Source organism: Streptosporangium album, assembly GCF_014203795.1.
GTDB lineage: Bacteria > Actinomycetota > Actinomycetes > Streptosporangiales > Streptosporangiaceae > Streptosporangium > Streptosporangium album.
In genome coordinates this window covers 152035-174060 of the sequence record NZ_JACHJU010000007.1, presented here as the reverse complement: position 1 = coordinate 174060, position 22026 = coordinate 152035, and the positions used below count along the sequence as shown (strand labels likewise).

Genomic DNA, 22026 nt, shown 5'->3' with positions numbered 1-22026 from the left:
CTGCGGGGCAGTCATCGGCGGACGTAATACGATCTTGCAGTTGCTCGAGCGTACGTGCGGGCGATCCGGGGATCGGCGTGACGGAGATTTTGTGCAGGTCGAGGATCCGGTGGCCATCTTGGAACTGGTTGGACAGGTTGGTGCGGGTGACGCCCAGCAGGCGGGCTAGGAGGGTGCTGGTCGCGGCCTTGCGGCGACGGAGTAAAGCGGTCAGGAGCCGGTGGAAGTGATCTAGGCTGCTGGTCTGCGGATGGAGGTAGCGGCGCGGGCGGTGGAAACGGCGTTGAAAGGCCGCCTCTGCCAGCGCGTCCCAGTAGGGCTCCGAGATCTGCACCAGGCGGGCGAAGTCCGAGCGCGGCATGCCGGTCAGGGCCGGATCGGTGAGCATCCAGGTCACGTCCGGATCGATCGGTTGGTTGGTCTCGGCTTCTTCGGAAAGTCTGGGAGGGGTGGGGGCCAGGGTGTAGTTCCAGTCGCCGTGGAATGCATCGGGTGTGATCGGCAGGGCATGGAACTCGGCGGGCGTGACGGCGGTGCCCAGTGGGTAGTTGCCGGTGTCCAGTTCGGCGCTGACTCTCAGTCCGGCCTCTGTTGTCGTCGCGGCGATCGTCTCGATGACGACCTGGTAGCTGGTCAGCGGGCGGCCACGCCAGTTGGCGGTGATGTGGCAGAACATCCGGTGCTCGATCTTGTTCCACTTCGAAGTGCCGGGAGGAAAGTGGCAGACCGTGATCTCAAGGCCGCTCTCGCGGGCGAAGTCGTGTAGTTGCTTCTTCCATGTCCAGTAGCGGGGGTTGTTGGAGCCACCGGCGTCCGCGGTGATCAACAGCCGGGTGGCGTGCGGGTGGTCGAGACAACCGCGGCGTCGCCACCAGCGGCGGACGGACTCCACCGCGAACTCGGCGGTGTCGTGATCGGTTCCGACGTTGACCCAGCCGCTGTTGGTGGCGAGGTCGTAGATTCCGTAGGGGATGGCCACTGGCTGGTCGCTGGTGACGAGGGTGTGGCTGTCCACCTTGATCGGGTTCTTTCCCGGTTGCCAGGTACGTCCAGGCCGGTCGCGGTTGCCGAGCCACTCTTTGGCTTTGGTGTCGATGCTGATCACCGGCTGGTCGTCGTCGAGGAAGGCGGCGGCGGTGGCGTTGAGATGGGCAAACTGGGCGTCGCGATCCGGATGCCGGGTGCCTTCGGTGGTCTTGGCCGTGCCCTGCAGGCTGTAGCCCAGGCCGTGCAGCAGGTGGCCGACGGTTGTGGCACCGATCGGATGCTTCTGCGCGGAAAGGGCATGGGCCAGGCTGCGCAGCGACAGCGTGGTCCAGCGCAGTGGGGAGACGGGGTCGCCGCGAGTGTGCGGCTCGATCAGTGACTCAAGGGCCGGTAGCAGGCCGGGGTCGGTGACTGTCAGCGGTTTGCGCCCGGCGCCCGAGGCCCGGATGCGGCGGGTCGGCGCGGGGTGCGTCTCCAGCTCGATGATGCCACGCGCGATGGTGGCGGTACTGATGCCGGAGGCTGCGGCCACCAGGGCAATCCCGCCATGGCCGAGCACGGCGGCCTCGCTGGCCAGGTAGAGGCGACGGCACCGCTCGTCAAGGTGCGGCAGGATCTGCTCGAACTTGGCCCGCAGCTCGGCTGCGGGTACATCTTCCTTCGAAGAGGCGGTCATGCTCCAGCGTCTCACCGTCGACCCGGTCCCGCAGATCAACTCTGACAGTTATTCACGAACAAGCCCCCTGGTAGATCGGGCGGTCGCACTCGGGTGGGCGGCCTGCCGGGTGATGGTGATCGACGACGATCTGGGCAAGTCCGGGACAAGCGCGGTGGATCGTGTGGGGTTTCAGCAGCTGGTAGCCGAGATTAGCTTGGGCCATGTCGGGCTGGTGCTGGGCATCGATATGTCGCGCCTGGCGCGATCAGGGAGAGACTGGTATCAGCTGCTGGAATTGTGCGCGTTGTCGGGTGCGTTGCTGGCCGATACCGACGGGGTGTACGACCCGGCGGACTACAACGATCGGCTGCTGCTGGGGCTGAAAGGGACGATGTCGGAGGCTGAACTTCACCTGATCAAACAGCGGATGCAGGCCGGGCGGGTCAACAAGGCCCGCCGTGGGGAGTTGGCCATCGCGCTGCCGCTGGGGTATTGGCGCCGCCCGTCTGGTGAGGTGGTCTTGGACCCCGACGAGCAGGTGCAGGCCGTCGTACGGTTGATCTTCGCTATGTTCGACCGGATCGGCACGATTCAAGGCGTGACCCGCTACCTCGTCGAGCACGGCATCGAGATCGGCATGCGGGCACGCTCAGGGCTGGACAAGGGCGAGGTCGTCTGGCGTCGTCCGGCCCGCGCCACGCTGACCTGCCTGCTCAACAGCCCGATCTACGCTGGAATCTACGTCTACGGCCGCCGCCGGGTCGACTCTTTCCGGCAGGTCCCCGGCCGGCCCAAGAGCGGCCGGACCGTCCAAAAGCCGGATCAGTGGCTGGCGATGATCGAAGGAGCGCTGCCGGCCTACATCAGCGTCGAGCACTACCACCGTAATCTGGAACGGCTGGCGGCCAACCGGCCTCAGCCCGCGGCTCCAGGCCCAGCCCGTGAGGGTCCTGCTCTGTTGGCCGGGCTGGTGCGCTGTGGCCGGTGCCGGCGGCGGATGACGGTGGCCTACCACGTCAACCGCGTCGGCGGCGGCTCGACGCCGCGGGCGAACTACGACTGCGCCGGCGCGCGAGCCGAGTGGGGCGGCCCGCTGTGCCAGCATCTGCGCGGCAGATGCCTGGACGACTTCGTCGCCGGTGAGGTCCTGGCCGCGCTGGCCCCGGCCGCCCTCCAGGTCTCGTTGCGGGCCGCCGAGCAGATCGTCGCCAACCGGGCCGCGCTGGAGCGGATCTGGCGTCAACGCCTGGAACGCGCCGAGATCAACGTGCAGCGCGCTCGGCGCTGCTACCGCCTGGCCGAACCCGAAAAACGCCTGGTAGTGCGCCAGCTGGAGAAGGAGTGGGAGCAGGCGCTGGCGGCCCGGCAGCAACTGAGCGAGGACTACCACCGGTTCGCCCAGAGCACTCCGGCCGTTCTCACCCCGGCCGAACAGGCCACCATCACCGCTCTGGCCGCCGATCTGCCGGCGCTGTGGCGAGCTGCGACGACCACCGACGCCGACCGCAAGGAGATCATTCGCGCGGTCGTCGAGGAGGTCACCGTCGAGGTGCGCGGCCGCAGCGAACTGGTCGATGTCACCCTCACCTGGGCCGGTGGGCGCACCACCCAGGCCGTTATCCGTCGCCCGATCCGCCGGTTCGACGATCTGAGCTACTACCCTCAACTCGCCGCTCGTGTCCGTGAACTGGCCGATTGCGGCCTGCACCCCGCCACCATCGCCGAAACGCTCAACGCCGAGGGGTTTCACCCGGCCAAGGATCACGGCCGGATTGGCCACATCACTGTGATGGAGATTCTCCGGCGCAGCGGCCACCCGATCGCCTACCGCCGCGAGCCCCGGCCCGTCCACCCCGACGACGCCCCGCGCGAGTATGAATGGTGGTTGCCCGACCTGGCCGCCGAGCTGAGCATGGCCCACAGCACGCTGCGCCGTTGGATCACCCTCGGCCACATCACCGGCCGTCAGGAGACCCGGCCGCCCCACCGCTGGATCGTCCACGCCGACCCCGCCACCCTCGCACAACTACGTGACCGGTTCGACCGAGCCTGCGGCCGGACCACCCGCGTCCACCCACGATTCGCCGACAACCCGAAGTTCCACCTTCCGTAGGCGCAGACTGCTTGACATATCTCCACTCCCCAGTGCGCGCGTTCGTAATGGTTGAGCTGGGCGGGCCCGGCCAGCGTGGTGGGCATGCCGGTGATGCCGTACACGATCTCCTTGCTGGTCCAGACGCCGTCCAGGTCGCCGACGTCGCGGCGGAGCCGGAAGGCTTGGCGGAGCCGGAAGGCTTGGCGGGCACCGGGGAACAGGGCGTCGTCTGCTTCGGCGGTGCGGATGGTACGGCGTTCGGTGCGGTTGTGCCCATGGTCGTCGTCAGTGGCGGTGGTCGCGGTCCAGTCGGTGTCCGGGCCGGTCAACAGGGCTTGGGCGGCGGCGCGGGCCAGCGGCTGATTGCCCTTCAAAATGAGGATGTAGTGGGCGTCCAGATGCTGGGTGATCAGGCGGGCGGTGGCCTTGGTGGTGTGCAGCGCGTCCAGGGTCAGCACCATCCCGGCCGCGTCCAGCCGGGCCAGCAGGGCACGGGCGGCGGGTCCCTCCCCACGTTTGTCGGCGACCTGGCATTGGCCCAGGATTACGCCGTGCTCGTGGCTGATCGCCCCGATCAGGAAGACCCGCCCGCCCTGCTCGGTCCGGGCGCCGCGACAGGCCTTGCCATCGAGGGCGGCGCCGGGCAGTAGCCCGGCCGGGGCGGGATGGGTGTCCTGTCGCTGGGCTGCGCGCCGCTGCTCGCGCTCGACCGGCCCGGGGTGTCGGGAATCGGCGGCACCGGCGCCACTTGACGGACCACCTCGGCCACATAACCGCTGATCGCCGTGTCCAGCGCGTCGGCGTCCAGGTCGGCGAGGACCCGACGGAAGGTCCGCTCGCTGGGCACGATGAACAGGCCGGTGAACGGATCGTGGTAGGCGCCCAGCCGCTCCAGCACTGCTTGCGAGGTCCTGGCGGCCCACTGCCGGATCGCCGCGACGCTGTCGCCGCCGACCACGAGCGTTGCGCACGCCGTCAACGTCAAGATGACCACCAGCGGATGCCGCAGCCCGCAGGCTGAGCGCCGCTCAGGTACGGCCGCCAACCGGCGCATCAACGCTGATTCCACCACGACCGGATCAGCCGTCAGTTCGGATTCCCACAATGCCAGGTCGGTGAGCTGGTCAAGAGTAGCGGCGGGAGGAGAGCTGGTCAGGGAAGATGGGGACACGAGCGCGACTCCTGCGGTGATCTTCGGATTTGAGACCTGAAAGATCAGCAGAAGTCGCGCTCTTTCGTCTTCCACCTGGCCAAACGCTCAACGTCGCCATACCGCATCAGAACCCGGGAACGCCGGGGCCCTGGTCTCCATACGGGTGTCGTGGACTTCACGGTGGCCGTTGCGGACCGTGATCCAATAGCAGATCTTGAGGGTTACGAGGATGTGGCGGAGATCAGTTTTGAGTCCTTGACCGGCCGGTTCTCGCTGGTGGAGTGGGGAGATGAGGCGACCTATCATCTCCCGCCGCTGCCTGCCGGTCCCGGAACGTACCGCCTGAGATACCACGGACGAGGGATGGATGAGGCGTACGAGGCGGACACCTCGGACGTAGCGGTCGATCACTATCTCCTGCAGATCTGGCCTGCGCCACCGCACGACTCCGCCGTGCTCAAAGCCACGAGCTCAACCCTTCGGAACTGGTTGAGCTGGGCTTCAGGTCAGTCGTGAGTGCGATGATCCGCCCTTCGCTGGGGCCAAGATCAACTGATCTGACGCGCGAGCGAGAGCAGGCTCAGAAAAGATCAAGGCCCGAGTGGCGAGTCTCTTCCTGTGGGTCTTGAAGCATGGAGCGGGTGACGGGAATCGAACCCGCGCTATCAGCTTGGGAATCATCTACTGACTTGGTGCTCTGAGCTGGGAAAACGGGGGTGCAGGCCAAGGCGGGTCGGTTGACCGTGAGTCCCCGTGAGTGACCGTGGTTCCCCGCCTGTTCTAGCACGCATCTGGCGCGAAGTCTCGACGTCGAGAGATCTCCTGGCGATTCGGAGGACAGCGGGTCGGCCCGTACCAGGCCGTTGGGTGTAGCGGTGTCGCTGTCGCAAGCGGAACCGCTTGCGTAGACTCGTGGTCATGAGCGCCGGACATGCGCATGAGGAGCTTCATCACCTGGTGGACCGGCTTTCGCCGGACCAGGCGCGTCGTCTCCTGCGCTTGGTGAAGACAGATCCAGAACTGGCTGAGACGGCGGACGAAGAACTGTCTGAGCCGGTTCGACGTCGTCGTCTGTCGATCGCTGGAATTGGCGCATCCGGCGAAGGCGATCTGTCGGAACGGGTCGAAGATCTGCTGGCGGAGCGGTTCAATCGGTCAGTATGACCGCCACGCTCCTGGACACCGGCCCCCTGATAGCTGTCGTCGATCGAGATGACAAGCACCATGCCTCATGTGTGCGGCTCCTGGAGGAGCTGGAGGGACCACTCCTCCTGCCCTCGACGGTCTTGATTGAAGCTGGTTGGACGATCAACAGGCACATGGGGCCTGCCGTACATGCACAGTTTCTTGATCTCGTGACCGAAGAGTTCGAGTTGGTCGATCTGCTTGCTGCCGATGTACGGCGCATGGCTGAACTCGTCCGGCTTTACAAGGACGCTCGTCTCGACCCGGCTGATGTGTCCGTGGTTGCCATCGCGGAGCGTCTAGGCGTCACGCAGATTGCCACGATCGACCGCCGTGACTTCACGCTGATCCGGCCTCGGCATGTGTCGGCGTTCAGACTGTTGCCAGATGTGCTTGTCTGAGAAATCGTGGAGCGGGTGACGGGAATCGAACCCGCGCTGTCAGCTTGGGAAGTCTCTGGCGAGGCTGGGTGTTGAGCTGGGGGAACGCTGACCTGCGGGGGAGCGCTTCGAATACCCGTCATTCCCCGTGAGTCCCCCTTGATCGCCTTCCTGACGGGCACGCAACGGGCACGACGCCAGTACGCCTACCCGAACTGCATCAGCAGTTCCGGGCATGGCCGCTCTGATCAGTCGCACATGGACCAACGCGCCTACGCTCTAGGCAGGGGCCTGTGAAACGTGAAGCCCCCGGACGACCGCGTCGAGCGCGTCCTTCGCCGACTCGGACGTGGTGACCCTGAGCACCAATCCGTGATCCGCCACCCACATCATGTCTGTGCGATCCCCGGAGACCACTGGATCGGTGGCCTTCTTGGGCTCGACGGGATGCCGCATGACATTCAGGGCAAGGATGTCCAGAGCATCGCTCATCTTGTGCTGTGGGCGGTAGACGGACACCTGCACCATTCGACCACCGTCGCCTCGCCAGCGAAGCGCCGTTCCGCTCAGGTCAGTGAGTCATTGTCAGCAACCGGCGTTCACGCTGGGTGACAGCTGCTTGTGAGCTTGCTCCCGGTGGAAGAGGACGAGCGCCGCGGCGACGATACCGCCGATCTTCCAAGGGCACTTGCTGACGTTCCGCAGTGCCTTGAACCGCATCTTGAGCTGGGCGTTCGCTCGTTCGGCGAGGGCTCGGAGCGCACCGTGGACCTTGTTGTACTGGATCTGATCGTCGGTGAGTGTGCCACCCCGAGACCTCTTGTACGGCAGGCGAAACCCCATACCCGCATCGACGTAGCCGAGGTCGGCCAACGTGATCAGCCCGTCCTCGGCGGCCTTGGCCAGCGGGTCGAGGAGGCCGTGCAGGCGGGCACAGGTGAGATCGTGTTCACGACCGGGCCGTACCTCAGAAGTCCACAGCGGGTCGCCGCCGGGGCTGGACAGGACCTGAATGTTGCCGCCGTGCTGCTTGTGTTTTCCACTCCACCACAGGTCGGCGCCGTTCGGGCCCAGGGCGCGGCAGCGGTCGGTTTCGATCAGATCGAAACCGACCGCTGCCGCGCCCTGGGCCCGAACGGCGCCGACCTGTGGTGGAGTGGAAAACACAAGCAGCACGGCGGCAACATTCAGGTCCTGTCCAGCCCCGGCGGCGACCCGCTGTGGACTTCTGAGGTACGGCCCGGTCGTGAAACACGATCTCACCTGTGCCCGCCTGCACGGCCTCCTCGACCCGCTGGCCAAGGCCGCCGAGGACGGGCTGATCACGTTGGCCGACCTCGGCTACGTCGATGCGGGTATGGGGTTTCGCCTGCCGTACAAGAGGTCTCGGGTGGCACACTCACCGACGATCAGATCCAGTACAACAAGGTCCACGGTGCGCTCCGAGCCCTCGCCGAACGAGCGAACGCCCAGCTCAAGATGCGGTTCAAGGCACTGCGGAACGTCAGCAAGTGCCCTTGGAAGATCGGCGGTATCGTCGCCGCGGCGCTCGTCCTCTTCCACCGGGAGCAAGCTCACAAGCAGCTGTCACCCAGCGTGAACGCCGGTTGCGGACAATGACTCACTGATCTGGAAGGAACGGGTACGTGGCAGGAAAGAACTACGCCCAGGAGTTTAAGGACGAAGTCGTCAAAGCTGTCTTGGACGATCAGGTGACGATCGGACAGGCCGCGAAGGATTTCGGGGTTTCACGGGAGACCGTACGGAACTGGGTGAGCAAGGAAAAGCGTCGCCGGTCGGGGAACACCGAGCAGGCGCGGGACGCCGCGGAGCGAGCGCGGATCCGTGAGATGGAACGCCGGATCGCCGAGCTCGAACAAGAAAACGCCTTCCTAAAAAAATGTGCCGCCTTCTTCGCGAAAGAGCAGCGGTAAGCGAGCGGTACACGCTCGTCCGTGCGGAGGAGGCCGACTTTCCCGTGGCCATGATGTGCCGTCTTCTCCATGTGTCGACCTCGGGATACTACGAATGGAAGGATCGCCCGCCGTCGGTCACCGAACAACGCCGACACGAGCTCGCGGAAAGAATTCAGGAAATCTTCGACGAATCGGGCCGTACCTACGGCTACCGGCGGGTGCACGCCGAGCTGCTGCGCTCGGGCCAGGTGGTCGACGACGAGCTGGTACGCCGGCTCATGCGGCAGATGGGGCTGGTTCCGGTGCAGGTCAAGCGGCGTCGGGGGCTCACCGTGGCCGACGCGCAGGCCGATCCGATCGCTGACCTGGTCGGGCGGGACTTCACCGCGTCGGCGCCCGGCGCCAAAATGGTCGGCGACATCACACAGATCGACACCGGCGAGGGGCCGCTGTTCTTGGCCACGGTCGTCGATTGTTTCTCCAAGTCGGTTATCGGGTGGTCGATCGATATGCGCTATCCGGCGAGTTTGGTGTGCGCGGCGATCGAGATGGCCGCGCAGCGCATTCCCCTTCCGGTGGATGCGATATTCCATTCTGATAGGGGAAGCCAGTACACCTCGGCTGAGTTCGGACAGGTACTCGAAAGGCGCGGGATTCGGAGATCGGTGGGGAGAACCGGGATATGTTTCGACAACGCGATGGCTGAATCGTTCTTTGGAAAGCTGAAGACCGAGCTGGTGCACCATCGGTCGTTCGCCACCCGCGCGGAAGCGCGTCGTGCCGTCATTCGGTACATCGAGGGCTTCTACAACTCCAGGAGGCTGCACTCCGCGTTGGGATACAGACCTCCCGTCGAAGTGCTCGATGAATGGCTGACGAATAGCACGGCGGCGTGATATGATTCATTTACTCCGGTGTCCGGAAAATGCGGGGCTCGTCAACCAGCGACGACGCCTGCTACCGGGCCATGGACTGGCTACACGACGTCCGCGAACGACTGGAGGCCGAGATCTACAACCAGGTCGCCAACCAGCTCAATCTGGAGGTGGACCTGCTGTTCTTCGACACCACCAGCACCTACTTCGAACTCGACGAGGCCGACGAGCCGATCGCTCGCGACGAGCACGGACTGCCGGTCTCCCCACCCGCATCCGCATCCGCATCCGCATCCGACGGCGACGGCGACGGCGAGCAGGACAGGGCCGGATTTCGCACCTACGGCAAGTCCAAGGACTCCCGCGACGACCTGCCGCAGATCGTCATCGGCATGGCCGTCACCCGCTCCGGCATCCCGGTCCGGGTATGGTCCTGGCCGGGCAACGCCTCCGATTCAGCGTTGATCCGGCAGGTCAAGGACGACATGCGGGACTGGACCCTGTCCAAGATCGTGTGGGTGGCCGACCGCGGGTTCGCCTCCGCGGCCAACCGCCGCTACCTGCGCAGGGGCGATCATCACTACATCATCGGCGAGAAGCTGCGCTCCGACAGCCCCGAGATCACCACCGCGCTGTCGCGGCAGGGCCGCTACGCCGACATCACCGCGAACATGCGCATCAAAGAGGTCAAGGTCAGCGAGCACGAACGGTTCGTGATCTGCCACAACCCCGAGGCGGCCGCCCGCGACGCCCACGTCCGCGAGCAACTCATCACCCAACTGCGCGAGCTGATCGACGGCTCCGACACGCTGAGCGTGATCAAACGGGCCGAGCTACGCGGGAAGATCAGCGCCAGGCCCGCGCTGAACCGCTATCTGCGCACCACCCCCGGCGGGCGCTTACGGATCAACGCCCGCGCGATCAACGCTGAGGCCAACCTGGACGGCAAATACCTGCTGCGCTGCTCGGACCCGCATCTACCGGCCGCCGACATCGCCGTCGGCTACAAGCAGCTTTTGCAGGTCGAGCGCGGCTGGCGCGACATGAAGTCGATCATCGATCTGCGGCCCGTCTACCACCGCCGCGAGGAACGTATCCGCGCCCATGTCATCTTGTGCTGGCTGGCCCTGCTGCTGGTCCGCATCATCGAAAACACCGTCGGCGACACCTGGGTGAGCATTCGCCGTCACCTCAACCGTCTGCAGATCGGTACCTTCCATGGCCCCGCGGGCCGCTTCCGTCAGCGCACCGAGCCCACCAAGGTCCACCGCGACCTGCTGACCAAACTCGGTATCGCTGCGCCCCAGCAGATCATCGAGCTCGCTGCTCTCTCCTGATCCTTCCTAAGCTCGGACCTGTGCGCGGACTAGAGAAACGCCCATCCGGTGTGTCTCCACGCGTTTCCCCAGGTCAAGCACCGGTTTCGAGCTCTAGCCGCTCCGAATTACGCGGAACGCAGGCACGACGGCTACCGCGAGATGGTCAGGGAGTTCGTAGCCGGCGCACCAGAAGAGCTCGGTGGTAGCGGTCAACTCGACTTCCGGTATTGCCTTGTCGTGACCGATGAGCCAGGGTCGGTGCCACTGCGCTCAACTCGAACTTCGCGCTGCAAGGCGACATCGTCCTGCCCTCCCCAGCCGACCTCGGTGCGCCCGAGCAGAAGAAGCACCTACTGTCTGGGATGGCGACAGGCGAACTGATCGAAGCGATCGCCATGACCGAGCCCGATGCGTCGCTCTCGGACGGGAGGGACAGGCGGCGCTACGGCCGCCAGATGCCACGGCGGCGGCCGGTCGAATGGAGCACCGACCGCATGCTGGACCGCAAAGGGCTCCCGGAGGAACCCAAGCCGGGCTGCGTGTCCGACGTACCGTGGCCGATCTCACCCGGGTGACGGCTCAGCTGGCTGCGGCGGCGGAATGGCTAGCCGTCCGCATCGGCGAGGTGAACAGGCCGGAGGTCCTCGACGATCTCGCCGCTCGGACCCAGCCGCCAAAGGCGACCAACGAGCGGGAGTACGCACACCGCCGCGCATGGGGACACCGCCGCATCCTGTACTACCCCTGCGTAGAGGAGATGCTTGCCGTCGCCCCAGCCGCGACCGCTTACAAGATCAGGCCGGGCTTTCACAAGGCGCAGCAAGCAGAGCGGGCAAAGATCACGATCCTGGAGAGTTCCGGGTCATCGATCCACGTGAGTGTCATAGACTGAATCCCATTCAGACCTTCCGGTGTAAGTAGATCGGTTCGACCTGGATCGGAGAGCATATGGTGAAGGCCGGTACGAAGCCCAGAAAGCAAGGGGCGCCGCCCCGAGCGGCTGAAGAGACCGAGGTGACCATCGATCTGGATGATGCGCGGTTGCAGACGGAGGCCGCCCGCAGGCTCGCGGACGCGGCCCGCGAGCTTTTCGTCAAAAAGGGCTTCTCTGCGACGAGTGTGAGTGACATCACCGAGCGCGCGGGCATGAGCGTGGGTTCTCTCTATTATCACTACGGCAGTAAGACCAACGTTTACATCGCGATTTGGCTGAAGTATCAGCGCAGCCAGGAGGCGCGCGCCCGGGAAACGGTCGTGGCCGTGCGGGCCGCTGGGGTCACTAACGGACTTCGGCTGTTCCTCGCCGGGACCCGGGCCTATCTGCTCGGCGCCTGGGAGCACCGTGACGTGGTACGAATCGTCGCGGACGGGGACACGCCCCCGGGGTTCGGGCTGCGAATGCGCCGCATCACCCAGGATTGGCTCCGGCAGAATTCCACCCTGTTGCGGGAGAGCGCGAATACGCTCGGACAGGATGACGCACTGGGCGTCCGCGCGATTGTCGCGATCGTCACCGAGGCCATAGGCGGGATCTGCCGTGAAGTAGCCGCCTGTGCCACCCGCGAGGAGGCCGAGGAATTGGTGGCCCGGGCTATCGACGTCTTCGCTCGGCTTGCGAATTCGCCTTCGGACAATCAATACCGGCCCGATAGCCGGGAGGCTCTCGGGGGCGGCGCGCCGTTTCGCGACGACGGCGGTTGGTGAACGTGAAGTAGGCGTCGGCCCCCGTACGGCCATTTCAAAGCCCCGGAGGTGTTCCAGATTACGAGATAATGTTCTGAATTCTGGTGACCGTCGAATCATGACAGCACGCTCAGGCATCCGGGTTTGAAATAGTCTCGTCGCCCGGCCAGAGGGCCGGGCCGATGATTCGCGAACACTTACACGTCAGCCGACGACCGGCTCGCCCTTGACGGACTTGATCAGGAGCTGCGCCACGTCGACGACCTCCAGCGTCTCCTTGGCCTCGCCGCTGGCCTTCTTCTCGTTGATGGCGTCGCCCAGCATGACGAGGCAGAACGGGCACGCGGTGGAGACGGTGTCCGGATCGGTGGTCAGCGCCTCGTCCACCCGTTCGGTGTTGATGCGCTTGCCGATCCGCTCCTCCATCCACATGCGCGCGCCTCCGGCGCCGCAGCAGAAGCCGCGGTCCTTGTGGCGGTGCATCTCCTGCGCCTGGACGCCGGGCACCTTCGCCATGATGTCGCGGGGCTGCGCGTACACCTTGTTGTGGCGGCCGAGGAAGCAGGGGTCGTGGTAGGTGATCTTCTCCTCGATCGGCGTGATCGGGGTGAGCCTGCCCTCCTCGACGAGGTGCGCCAGGAGCTGGGTGTGGTGGACGACCTCGTAGGCGCCGCCGAGCTGCGGGTACTCGTTGGCGAGCGTGTTGAAGCAGTGCGGGCAGGTCGCGACGATCTTCTTGACCCCGGCCTCGTTCAGCGTCTCGATGTTCTGCTGGGCGAGCATGTTGAACAGGAACTCCATGCCCAGACGGCGGGCCGGGTCACCCGTGCACGCCTCCATCGGGCCGAGCACGCCGAACTTCACGCCGGCGATGTGCAGCAGTTCGGCGACCGCCTTGGTGGTCTTCTTGGCCCGGTCCTCCAGGGCGCCGGCGCAGCCGACCCAGAAGAGGTACTCGACGTCCTCGGACATCTTCTCGTCGATGATCGGGACCTCGAAGTCGAGCTCCTCGATCCACTCGGCCCGCTTCATCTCGGACATGCCCCACGGGTTGCCCTTGTTCTCGAGGTTCTTGAGCATGACGCCCGCCTCGGACGGGAACGAGGACTCGATCATGACCTGGTAACGGCGCATGTCGAGGATGTGGTCGATGTGCTCGATGTCGACCGGGCACTGCTCGACGCAGGCGCCGCAGTTGGTGCAGGACCACAGCACATCCGGGTGGATGACGCCGTCCTCACCGACCAGCGGCTTCTCCAGCAGGGCGAGTACGTCCTGCGGGTGCGAGTCCTTCTGCTCCTCGCCCGCCAGGAGGTACGGAGCGACCTGGAAGGCGTAGTCACGCTGGTCGATGATCAGCATCTTCGGCGACAGCGGCTTGCCGGTGTTCCAGGCCGGGCACTGCGACTGGCAGCGACCGCACTCGGTGCAGGTGTAGAAGTCGAGGAAGCCCTTCCAAGAGGTGTCGGTGATCTTGCCCCGGCCGAAGACGTCGACCTCGGGGTCGGCCTCCTCGAAATCCAGCACCTTGCCGCCGCTGCGCATTTCCTGCGCCGCGCCCAGGCCGTCGGGACGGCGGGAGAACAGCACGTTCAGCGGGGCGGTGAAGATGTGCAGGTGCTTGGAGTTCACCACGATGATGAGGAACACCAGCATGACGCCGATGTGCAGCAGGAGGCCGATCTCCTCCAGCAGCTCGCTGGTCGGCAGGATCTTCGCGGTCAGCTCCGAGGCGAACGCGCCGGACGCGTACGGGAAGTTCCCCGTGTTCACGGCCGCGCCACGGAAGAGGAACATCGTCCAGATCACGTTGAAGATCATGAAGAGGACGAGCCAGGCGCCGCCCAGATGCGAGCCGGAGAACCGGGAATCGCGCCCCATCTTCTTCGGCGAGTTCTTGATCCGGATCGCGGAGAAGGCGATCAGTCCCACGAGCGCCGCGACCGCGATGAAGTCCTGCAGGAAGCCGAGGATCGCCCACGTCCCGATCAGCGGGATGTGGAAGTCGGGAGTGCCGGTGACGGCCCCCTGGATGAGCGCGCCGTACGCCTCGAGATAGACCGTCGCCAGGATGAAGAACGCCCACATCACGAAGAAGTGCGCGGTGCCCGACGGCGTCCATTTGAGCAGCTTCTTCTGCCCGAAGACCTCGACCAGCTGGGCCTTGATCTCCGCGCCGGCGTTCTCCTTGGCGTACTCGATCCGTTCGGGGGCGGGCTGGCCGCTTGTGGCGAGCTTGTAGAGGAACGCCACGCGGCGGCCCGCGAAGGCGAGCGCGACGCCCGTCATGACGAGCCCGATGATCGCAACCCAGAGCACGGGTCCTCCTCAGTCCGGCGCCATGGCCGGTGAAGCTCGATCTGAATGTCATTCATCGTCCCGAAGGGGCGGTGGCCGAGTGGGCGCAGGTTCGTCCCCGGCAGCCCCATAGAGCATTGCAGAAGCTAAACATGCTGCTAGAGGGATGGTCAACAGGGTGCGGTCGCGGATCGTCCTGTTGCGTCAATGTAACGCCTCTGTGTCCATTGACGCATTTCTCGCTGCCATGCTAGACATCATTCTGAATCAGATTCAGTCCTGTTCTGGCCTTTGGTTCGACAGAGGCGTGGGAGGTGCTGTTGTGCTCGCTCTACTCAGTGACGAGCAGCAAATGCTCAAAGAGGTGGCTGTCCAGATCGCCGGTTCCGCCGGTCCGGCGAACCCGAGTGATCTGCACACCCGGGACCGGGCCGCCGCCTGGCAGTCGCTGGCCCAGTCGGGCCTGCTGGCGCTGCGGACGCGAGACGACGAAGGGCGCCCGGTCGGTTCCGGAGTCGAGGTCGCGGTGGTCGCCGAGGCGCTGGGCGCGGGTCTGGTTCCGGTGCCCTATCTCGGCTCGGCCATTCTCGCCACGGAGCTACTCGCCCTGGCCGGCGCGCACGACGAGGCCGAGGCCCTGGCGCAGGGGGTGTCCCGGACAGGCGTCCTGCTCGACCGCGACCTGTCCGCCCTGGCCAGGGTGCCGGGCGACGGACCGACGTACGGCTGGGACGTCGACGGGGCGGCGGCCGCACTGGCGCTGACCGACTCGCCCGACGGACCCCAGGTGGTACGGGTGTCGCTGGAGACCGGGTTCGTTCCGGTGGCCGGCGCCGACCTCACCCGCACGCTGGTCCGCTCCGACGGTCCGATCGGCGCGGCCCATCTGACCCCGGTGGGACGGCCGTTGTCGCCCGAGGATCTCCAGCGGTGGGAGGCGCTCACGCTCACCGCGATCAGCGCCGACGCGGTCGGCGTCATGCGCGCCGCCGTGGCACGGGCGGTCGCCTATGCCAAGGAGCGCGTGCAGTATGGCGTGCTCATCGGCTCCTTCCAGGCGGTCCAGCACATGTGCGCGGAGGCGTACGTGAGCGCGGAGTCGGCGGCGAGCGCCACGAACTACGCGGCGTGGGCGGTCGACGAACTCGACCCGACGGAGGCGCTGATGGCCGCCCGTACGGCGAAGGCGCAGTGCGCGGCCGTCGCGCGTGACGTGACCGAGACGGTCATGCAGGTGTTCGGCGGCATCGGGCAGACCTACGAGCACATCGCCCACGTGCACACGCGCCGCGCGTTGACGGATCGCCAGGTCTTCGGTGACGAGGGCACCCAGCTGCTGCGCATCGCTGATGTCCGACTGACGGGAGAGTGACCCATGGACTACCGAGACACCCCTGAGGAAGCGGAGTTCCGCGCGGTCCTGCGCCAGTGGCTGAGCGCCACCATCCCGGCCGGTTGGGACAAGATCGACGATGAGGAGGAGGCGGTCGAGCTCCGCAAGGAGTGGCACCGCACCCTCTACCGGGCCGGGTACGTCGGGATGAGCTGGCCGGTGGAGTACGGCGGACGCGGGCTGAGCCCGGTCTACGACGCGATCCTCAACGAGGAGTCGGGCAACATGAACGCCCCCTCCCTGCCCTCGGTCGGCTACATCGGCCGGGCCATCTTCACCTATGCCTCGGAGGAGCAGAAGAGGCGCTTCCTGCCGCCGCTGCTCTCCGGCGAGGTGAGCTGGTGCCAGGGCTTCAGCGAGCCGGAAGCGGGGTCGGACCTCGCTTCGTTGCGCACCACGGCGCGGCTCGAAGGGGACCACTACGTGGTGAACGGGCAGAAGATGTGGACCAGCGGCGGCCAGTACGCCGACTGGTGCCTGTTGCTGGCCCGGACCGACCCCGACGTCCCCAAGCACAAGGGCATCTCGGCCTTCCTGGTCGCGCTGAACGAGCCCGGGGTCACCGTACGGCCCATCGTGATCGCCAGTGGCGAGGCGGAGACCGCCGAGGTCTTCTGGGATGACGTGCGGATCCCGGAGGAACAGCGGCTCGGTGCGCCCGGCGAGGGCTGGCGGATCGCGATGACCACCGTCGCCTACGAGCGCGGCCCGGCGGACATCGGCTTCATCGCCGCCTACCGGCGTACGCTGCGCAAGGTCGAGCGGCTCGCGACCGAGCGCGGGCTGCTCGAACAGCCCGAGACGCGCAAGGCACTGGCCCGCGCGTACGTACGCGGGGAGGTGCTCCGTCTCAACTGCATGGAGCAGTTGTCGCTCCGCGTCTCCGGGCGGGCGCCGGGCTCCGAGGGTTCGGTCGCCAAGCTGCTCTGGGCCGAGGCGGAGCAGTCCCTGCAGCACCTGGCCATGGACATCCTCGGCGCCGACGAGCTGACCGGTGTCGCCGACGGCTGGCTCAGCTCCTACTTCACGTCCCGCCCGGTAAGCGTCTACGGCGGGTCGGCGCAGATTCAGAAGAACATCATCGCGCGGATGCTCGACATGCCGCGCTGATCTGGGGATACATAGCCTCACCCGGTCCTGGACGGTCCGGGTGACGGTGCCCCACGCCCCGGCGATGTCGGCGCGCCCATCCTGTGATCTTCAGGGGATTTCGCCCGCGCGAGATCACCCTGTCCACATCCCCCAGACATACGTGCCCTTTTCGCGGACACGCGTGTCCCACCTCCTGAACAGCATTCAGTCGCATCGTTCGACTGAGGAGGCGCTATGAGATCACGCCACATCCGTCTCTCCATGGTTTCGATCAGCGCGCTGCTCGCGCTCTCCCTGGCCGCGTGCGGCGCCTCCGGGAGCGACAGCGCGGGTGGCGACGCCGCGGACAAGCCATTCATCGTCTACTTCACCGGGGACTACTCCGGGGCGGTCTCGACCAACAATGCGAGCCTGGACGCGGGCATCAAGATCGCCGCGGAGGAGTTCAACGCCTCCGGAGGCATCAACGGCCGGAAGATCATCGTTGAGACGGCCAACGATCAGAACGACCCGACCAAGGCGGTCAGCCTGCTCCAGCAGCGTCTGTCTTCGGGGTCCAAGCCGGACCTGGTGTACCCCGGCAGTTCGAGCGCGGTCTCCCTGTCGCTGCTGCCCATCCTGACCCGGCAGAAGATCCTGTCCGTCGGTGGCACGGTGAGCACCCTGCTGAACGACCCGGCCAAGTATCCGTACCACTTCGGTGTCTCCTCGCCGGGCAAGGACTACGCGCCCGCGTTGATCTCGGCCGCGCAGGCCAAGGGCTACAAGAAGATCGCCATGCTGTACTCCAACGACGCCACCGGCCAGAGTTCGGCCGAGATCTACAAGGCGGCCGTCGAGGGCGCGGGGATGGAGTTCGTCGAGGCACGCTACGAGGCGACCGCGCTGGACATGACCTCGCAGCTCAACCAGCTGCGCGCGCAGAACCCGGACGCCCTGGTCCTCAACGGGTACGGCGCCGCCGCGCTCTACGTGATGCGCAGCCGCGCCCAGATCGGCTGGGACATCCCCTCCTACTGCGACCAGCTCGCGTCAAGCTTCCCGTACCTGAAGAACCTGGGCGCGGAGCAGCTGAAGAACGTCAACGTGGTCGTCTCCACGGTGACCCTGTCGACGAGTGAGCGTCACTCGGGGCTGGCCGGCTTCATCGAGAAGATCAAGGCGAGCCCCGCGGCCGCCGGGATGTCCAGCACCGGCTGGGGTCTCTACTCCACGGGGCACGACGCGCTCGCTCTCGTCGCGTACGCGGCGCAGCAGGCCAAGTCCACCGACTCCGAGAGGATCAAGGCGTCGCTGGAGGACCTACCGCAGCCGACCGGAGCGCCCCTGTGGTACGCCGCCGGACCCACCGGGCAGTACGTAAAATTCAGCTTCTCACCGTCGGACCACTTCCCGACGGCGGGCGCCGAGACATTCCAGTACGTCTCGCCCGGCGTCTACAACGGTGACGGCTTCTACACGCCCGGCAAGGCGTGAGGCCGCGATGACGACAGTATGGGCGGGGCTGGCGACCGGTGCGATCTACTCACTGATCGCGATCGGGTACAACGTGGTGTTGCTCGCCTCCGGGACGTTCAACTTCGCGCACGCGCAGCTGCTGATGGTCGGCACCTTCCTCGCCTACACCGGGGCGGTCACCTTCGAGCTCCCGGTCGTGCCGACCGTGCTTCTCGCCACCGCCGGGGTGGCGGCCATCGCGCTCCTGGAGGAGCGGGTCGCGATCCGGCCGCTGCTGGGCCGTACGGACAGCCACGGCACGCTGATCACCACGGTCGGCGCCGCGACCATCCTGGACGGCCTGGCCGCGGCGATCTGGGGCCGGCAGCCGCTGACCGTGCCGTCGGTCCTTCCCGACCACCCGCTGACCCTGCTCGGCGGCACGGTACGGCCGATCGACCTGGCGCTGATCGGTTTCACGCTGGTGGTGGGCGTCGGGGTGCACCTGTGGTCTCGGCACACCCTGACCGGCCTCGCCTCCCTGGCCTCCGCGGAGGACCGGCAGGCGGCCTCGGCGCGCGGCATCAACGTGCGACTCCTCGGCGTCGGCGCCTTCGCCCTCGCCGGGGCGATCGCCGGAGCGTTCGGACTGCTGGTCGGGGCGCGCACGTACGCGGCCTTCGACCTGGGGCACTCCCTCGCCCTCTTCGGCTTCGTGGCGATCGCGATCGGCGGCTCGGGCAGCCAGCTCGGCGGGCTGATCGGCGGCTTCGCCACCGGACTCGTCTACGCGTTCGCCGCCCGGTACATCGGTGCGGCGTACCCGCAGCTCGTGGTCTTCGGGGTGTTCCTCCTGATCCTGTTCCTGCGACCGCGCGGCCTCTTCGGCGCCGCGCTCGAACGGCGGGTGTAGCCATGAACGCACTCATCCACCGGTCCCGCCCGCTAGGCGCCGTGCTCCTCATGGTCCTGCTCCTGATCGCCCCCACCGCGGGCCTGATCAACGGGTACTGGGCGCGTACGGTGATGCTGATCGCGATCCTGAGCCTGCTGGTCAGCGGCCTGAACGTCGTCCTCGGCTACGCCGGGGAGCTGGCCATGGGGCAGGTCGCGCTCTACGCGGTGGGCGCCTACGTCGCCGGCTATCTGGGAGTCCGGTTCGGCGTGACGAACGTGCTGGTCGCGCTCGCGGCGGCAACCGTCGCCGCGATCGTGGTCGGGCTGGTGACCGGCATACCCGGGCTCCGCCTGGGCGGCTGGTCGTTGGCGATGGTGACCTTCTTCCTGGTCACGCTGGTGCCGAACCTGGTTGACGTCTTCGCCGACTTCACCGGGGGCACGCTCGGCATGGGCACGGCCGTACCGACCCTGTTCGGCATGGAGATCGTCGGTGACCGGCTTTACTGGTTGATTCTCGTGGTCGTCGTGGGCTGGTTCGCGATCGCCCGCAACCTGCTGCTCTCCCGGCACGGGAACATGTTCCTGGTCCTGCGGCAGAGCCCGATCCTCGCCTCGGTGCTGGGCGTCTCGGTGTACCGGTTGAAACTGCTCGTGTACGTCGTCGGTGCGATTCCGGCGGCCCTGGCGGGCGCGCTCTTCTCGATGCTCGACGGGTTCATCGCACCCGACACCTTCACCTTCGCACTGGCGCTCAGCGTGCTCGCGGCCTCGGTCGTGGGCGGCGCGACGTCCGTGTACGGCGCCGTCGCGGGCGCGGCGGTGATGCAGATCGGGCAGCAGACCTTCACCCAGTTCCAGACCTGGCAGCTGGTCATCTACGGCGCGTTCCTGCTGGTGGCCGGGATCGCCTTCAACCGCGGGCTCGCCGGTCTCGCCCAGGACGGCCTGGCCGCCGCGCGCCGTCGGGGCTGGCTCCCCGCACCGGCCACGGCCCCCGCTCCGGCCAAACCCGCCGGCGGTGACACGGGCGGCCACGCGGACGCGCAGCTCGACCGGTTGCACGGCGTGCCGCTGCGCACCGAGGGGCTGAGCAAGTCCTTCGGCGGCAACAGGGCGCTGGACGACATCTCCATTGAGGCCCGCCCGGGCGAGGTGACCGCGCTGATCGGCCCCAACGGCTCGGGCAAGACCACCCTCCTCAACCTGATCTGCGGTCTCTACAAGCCGTCGGGCGGGCGGCTGCTGCTCGGCGACGAGCAGATCGGCGGGCAGCCGCCGTACCGGATCGCCAGGCACGGGGTGGCGCGCACCTTCCAGACTCCGCTGATCCCCAAGCACATGACCACGCTCGCCTTCGTCGCGACCGGCAGGTACGTGACCCACCGCGTCGGAATCCTCTCGGCCGTGCTGCGGCTGCCGAAGTTCCGCAGCGGGTACGCGGCGGACAACGCGGAGGCGCGGGCGCTGTTGCGGCTGGTGGGCATCGCGGACGTCGCCGACCAGCAGGTCGACTCCCTCGCGCTGGGCACCCGGCGACTGGTCGAGGTGGCCCGCTCGCTCGCCTCCGGGGCGCGGGTCTTCCTCTTCGACGAGGTCGGCTCCGGGCTGGACGAGAGCGACCTGGCGGTACTCGAACGGGCGATCGGGATGATCCGCGAAGCCGGCGGCACCGTGATCCTCGTCGAGCACAACTTCCCCCTGGTGCTCAAGCTGGCCGACCGGATCCACGTCCTTAGCCAGGGCAAGCTGCTCGCCTCCGGCACTCCGGAGGAGATCCAGGCCGACCGCAGGGTGCTCGCCGAATACACCGGCGCGGCCGACGGCGGGGCCGGACCCGAGGAATCCGATTCGGTAACGGACCTGCAGGCGGCCGAGGGACCGGCCGTGTCGAAGGGAGTCCAGTGATGTTGTCCGTCGTCGGAGTCACCGGTGGGTACGGCGATCTGCGCGTGCTCTGGGACGTGGACGTGGCAGTGCGCTCCGGGCGGATCACCGTCGTGCTCGGGCGCAACGGCGCCGGGAAGACCTCGCTGCTCTCCGCCATCGCGGGACTGCTCCCGACCGTGAGCCAGGGCTGGATCGAGCTGGACGGGCAGGGCCTCAGCGGCGCACCCGCCCACCGCCGGGTGCGCGCGGGCCTCGCCCTGGTACAGGAGAACAAGCGGGTCTTCCACGCCCGCACCGTCGAGGAGAACCTGCTCCTCGGTGGATACACGCTCGGCGGATACGGGCTACGCCGCGGAGCCCGCCGGGAGGCGCTGGAGAAGGCCTACGAGCGCTTCCCCGTACTCCTGAAGAGACGTCGCGCGCTGGCGGGCAGCCTCTCCGGCGGCCAGCAGCAGATGCTCGCCATCGGCCAGGCGCTGATGCCCGGCCCCAGGCTGCTGATGCTCGACGAGCCCTCCGCCGGCCTGGCGCCCGCCATCGTCAACGAGGTCCTCGCGATGGTGGCGGCGCTTCGGGAGGAAGGGCTGTCGATTCTCCTGGTCGAGCAGCGGATCGAGCACGCGCTGGAGATCGCCGACGACGTCGCGGTCATGGAGAACGGGCGCATCATCACCACCGGTCCCAAATCCGCCTTCGACGACGGCGCGGTCATCCGCGAGGTGTATCTGGGCCGGTCGGGCGAACAACTGACCACTGGTAACCACTGAG

20 protein-coding genes and 3 pseudogenes are annotated in these 22026 nt (G+C 66.9%); 17 read left to right on the top strand and 6 right to left on the bottom strand.

Annotated elements, in window-relative coordinates; all coding sequences use genetic code 11:
• Positions 1-11 precede the first annotated feature (11 nt).
• Positions 12-1663 (bottom strand): annotated as a pseudogene (locus tag FHR32_RS41575) (ISAzo13 family transposase).
• Here FHR32_RS41575 and FHR32_RS41570 point away from each other — a divergent pair.
• A complete protein-coding gene (locus FHR32_RS41570; protein WP_184755301.1) occupies positions 1662-3758 on the top strand; it encodes a recombinase family protein in 2097 nt (698 codons plus the stop codon). The pseudogene FHR32_RS41575 and the gene FHR32_RS41570 sit on opposite strands and share 2 nt — an antisense overlap.
• Before the next feature lie 80 nt (positions 3759-3838).
• Here FHR32_RS41570 and FHR32_RS45615 read toward each other — a convergent pair.
• Together FHR32_RS45615 and FHR32_RS41565 are read right to left on the bottom strand one after the other, a co-directional pair.
• Positions 3839-4318, bottom strand: a pseudogene (locus FHR32_RS45615) (ISAs1 family transposase); the annotation flags it as partial.
• On the bottom strand, positions 4315-4911 hold the full coding sequence (locus FHR32_RS41565; RefSeq protein ID WP_184754538.1) for a transposase family protein: 597 nt from the start codon (positions 4909-4911) through the stop codon (positions 4315-4317). The gene FHR32_RS41565 and the pseudogene FHR32_RS45615, both read right to left, overlap by 4 nt.
• A 150-nt stretch (positions 4912-5061) precedes the next feature.
• Here FHR32_RS41565 and FHR32_RS41560 point away from each other — a divergent pair, with 150 nt between their 5' ends.
• The 3 genes from FHR32_RS41560 (at position 5062) to FHR32_RS41550 (ending at position 6479) form a co-directional block, all read left to right on the top strand.
• Positions 5062-5409, top strand: coding sequence for a hypothetical protein (locus tag FHR32_RS41560; RefSeq protein ID WP_184755300.1), 348 nt, complete (start codon positions 5062-5064; stop codon positions 5407-5409).
• Positions 5410-5811: 402 nt separating this feature from the next.
• The gene (locus FHR32_RS41555) at positions 5812-6057 is read left to right on the top strand and encodes a hypothetical protein (RefSeq protein ID WP_184755299.1); all 246 of its coding nucleotides are present in this window, start codon (positions 5812-5814) and stop codon (positions 6055-6057) included.
• Complete coding sequence (locus FHR32_RS41550) at positions 6054-6479, top strand: type II toxin-antitoxin system VapC family toxin (RefSeq protein ID WP_184755298.1); 426 nt, start codon at positions 6054-6056, stop codon at positions 6477-6479. Before FHR32_RS41555 ends, FHR32_RS41550 begins: the two co-directional genes overlap by 4 nt.
• A 258-nt stretch (positions 6480-6737) precedes the next feature.
• Here FHR32_RS41550 and FHR32_RS41545 read toward each other — a convergent pair whose 3' ends face one another.
• Both FHR32_RS41545 and FHR32_RS41540 read right to left on the bottom strand, forming a co-directional pair.
• Positions 6738-6986, bottom strand: a complete 249-nt coding sequence (locus tag FHR32_RS41545) for a hypothetical protein (protein ID WP_184755297.1) — start codon at positions 6984-6986, stop codon at positions 6738-6740.
• A gap of 57 nt (positions 6987-7043) precedes the next feature.
• The gene (locus FHR32_RS41540) at positions 7044-7634 is read right to left on the bottom strand and encodes an HARBI1 family protein (protein WP_312882942.1); all 591 of its coding nucleotides are present in this window, start codon (positions 7632-7634) and stop codon (positions 7044-7046) included.
• Here FHR32_RS41540 and FHR32_RS45610 point away from each other — a divergent pair.
• The 7 genes and pseudogenes from FHR32_RS45610 to FHR32_RS41505 all read left to right on the top strand — a co-directional run bounded on the left by FHR32_RS45610 (position 7560) and on the right by FHR32_RS41505 (position 12272).
• Positions 7560-8078: a transposase family protein gene (locus FHR32_RS45610; RefSeq protein ID WP_312882943.1), complete on the top strand. Its 519-nt coding sequence runs from the start codon at positions 7560-7562 to the stop codon at positions 8076-8078. The genes FHR32_RS41540 and FHR32_RS45610 overlap by 75 nt on opposite strands.
• 26 nt (positions 8079-8104) lie before the next feature.
• Positions 8105-8392 carry a transposase gene (locus FHR32_RS41530; protein WP_184757325.1) on the top strand — a complete coding sequence of 96 codons (288 nt, stop codon included), beginning with the start codon at positions 8105-8107 and terminating at the stop codon, positions 8390-8392.
• Positions 8359-9270: an IS3 family transposase gene (locus FHR32_RS41525; RefSeq protein ID WP_184760087.1), complete on the top strand. Its 912-nt coding sequence runs from the start codon at positions 8359-8361 to the stop codon at positions 9268-9270. Before FHR32_RS41530 ends, FHR32_RS41525 begins: the two co-directional genes overlap by 34 nt.
• 44 nt (positions 9271-9314) lie before the next feature.
• Positions 9315-10586, top strand: a pseudogene (locus tag FHR32_RS41520) (IS1634 family transposase); the annotation flags it as partial.
• A 344-nt stretch (positions 10587-10930) separates the two neighbouring features.
• Positions 10931-11143, top strand: coding sequence for a hypothetical protein (locus tag FHR32_RS41515; protein WP_184760086.1), 213 nt, complete (start codon positions 10931-10933; stop codon positions 11141-11143).
• Positions 11122-11460 carry a hypothetical protein gene (locus tag FHR32_RS41510; RefSeq protein ID WP_184760085.1) on the top strand — a complete coding sequence of 113 codons (339 nt, stop codon included), beginning with the start codon at positions 11122-11124 and terminating at the stop codon, positions 11458-11460. The genes FHR32_RS41515 and FHR32_RS41510 overlap by 22 nt, the downstream gene beginning before the upstream one ends.
• Positions 11461-11582: 122 nt before the next feature.
• Positions 11583-12272 carry a TetR/AcrR family transcriptional regulator gene (locus tag FHR32_RS41505; protein ID WP_184760084.1) on the top strand — a complete coding sequence of 230 codons (690 nt, stop codon included), beginning with the start codon at positions 11583-11585 and terminating at the stop codon, positions 12270-12272.
• Between the two features lie 183 nt (positions 12273-12455).
• Here FHR32_RS41505 and FHR32_RS41500 read toward each other — a convergent pair whose 3' ends face one another.
• Positions 12456-14570: a (Fe-S)-binding protein gene (locus FHR32_RS41500; protein WP_184760083.1), complete on the bottom strand. Its 2115-nt coding sequence runs from the start codon at positions 14568-14570 to the stop codon at positions 12456-12458.
• A gap of 301 nt (positions 14571-14871) precedes the next feature.
• Here FHR32_RS41500 and FHR32_RS46490 point away from each other — a divergent pair, with 301 nt between their 5' ends.
• The 6 genes from FHR32_RS46490 to FHR32_RS41470 all read left to right on the top strand — a co-directional run bounded on the left by FHR32_RS46490 (position 14872) and on the right by FHR32_RS41470 (position 22025).
• Complete coding sequence (locus tag FHR32_RS46490; protein ID WP_184760082.1) at positions 14872-15921, top strand: acyl-CoA dehydrogenase family protein; 1050 nt, start codon at positions 14872-14874, stop codon at positions 15919-15921.
• Between the two features lie 3 nt (positions 15922-15924).
• A complete protein-coding gene (locus tag FHR32_RS41490; protein ID WP_184760081.1) occupies positions 15925-17052 on the top strand; it encodes an acyl-CoA dehydrogenase family protein in 1128 nt (375 codons plus the stop codon).
• A 216-nt stretch (positions 17053-17268) separates the two neighbouring features.
• Positions 17269-18510, top strand: coding sequence for an ABC transporter substrate-binding protein (locus tag FHR32_RS41485; RefSeq protein ID WP_184760080.1), 1242 nt, complete (start codon positions 17269-17271; stop codon positions 18508-18510).
• A 7-nt stretch (positions 18511-18517) separates the two neighbouring features.
• Positions 18518-19384, top strand: a complete 867-nt coding sequence (locus FHR32_RS41480) for a branched-chain amino acid ABC transporter permease (RefSeq protein WP_184760079.1) — start codon at positions 18518-18520, stop codon at positions 19382-19384.
• Positions 19385-19386: 2 nt separating this feature from the next.
• On the top strand, positions 19387-21276 hold the full coding sequence (locus tag FHR32_RS41475) for a branched-chain amino acid ABC transporter ATP-binding protein/permease (RefSeq protein WP_184760078.1): 1890 nt from the start codon (positions 19387-19389) through the stop codon (positions 21274-21276).
• Positions 21276-22025 carry an ABC transporter ATP-binding protein gene (locus FHR32_RS41470; RefSeq protein ID WP_184760077.1) on the top strand — a complete coding sequence of 250 codons (750 nt, stop codon included), beginning with the start codon at positions 21276-21278 and terminating at the stop codon, positions 22023-22025. Before FHR32_RS41475 ends, FHR32_RS41470 begins: the two co-directional genes overlap by 1 nt.
• Position 22026 lies beyond the last annotated feature (1 nt).

Coding starts and splice junctions, on each gene's coding strand:
- FHR32_RS41545 (WP_184755297.1), bottom strand. CDS start 6,986: ATGGTGCAGGTGTCCGTCTACCGCCCACAGCACAAGATGAGCGATGCT.
- FHR32_RS41490 (WP_184760081.1), top strand. CDS start 15,925: ATGGACTACCGAGACACCCCTGAGGAAGCGGAGTTCCGCGCGGTCCTG.
- FHR32_RS41525 (WP_184760087.1), top strand. CDS start 8,359: ATGTGCCGCCTTCTTCGCGAAAGAGCAGCGGTAAGCGAGCGGTACACG.
- FHR32_RS41475 (WP_184760078.1), top strand. CDS start 19,387: ATGAACGCACTCATCCACCGGTCCCGCCCGCTAGGCGCCGTGCTCCTC.
- FHR32_RS41470 (WP_184760077.1), top strand. CDS start 21,276: ATGTTGTCCGTCGTCGGAGTCACCGGTGGGTACGGCGATCTGCGCGTG.
- FHR32_RS41570 (WP_184755301.1), top strand. CDS start 1,662: ATGCTCCAGCGTCTCACCGTCGACCCGGTCCCGCAGATCAACTCTGAC.
- FHR32_RS41550 (WP_184755298.1), top strand. CDS start 6,054: ATGACCGCCACGCTCCTGGACACCGGCCCCCTGATAGCTGTCGTCGAT.
- FHR32_RS41555 (WP_184755299.1), top strand. CDS start 5,812: ATGAGCGCCGGACATGCGCATGAGGAGCTTCATCACCTGGTGGACCGG.
- FHR32_RS41515 (WP_184760086.1), top strand. CDS start 10,931: ATGGCGACAGGCGAACTGATCGAAGCGATCGCCATGACCGAGCCCGAT.
- FHR32_RS41485 (WP_184760080.1), top strand. CDS start 17,269: ATGAGATCACGCCACATCCGTCTCTCCATGGTTTCGATCAGCGCGCTG.
- FHR32_RS41480 (WP_184760079.1), top strand. CDS start 18,518: ATGACGACAGTATGGGCGGGGCTGGCGACCGGTGCGATCTACTCACTG.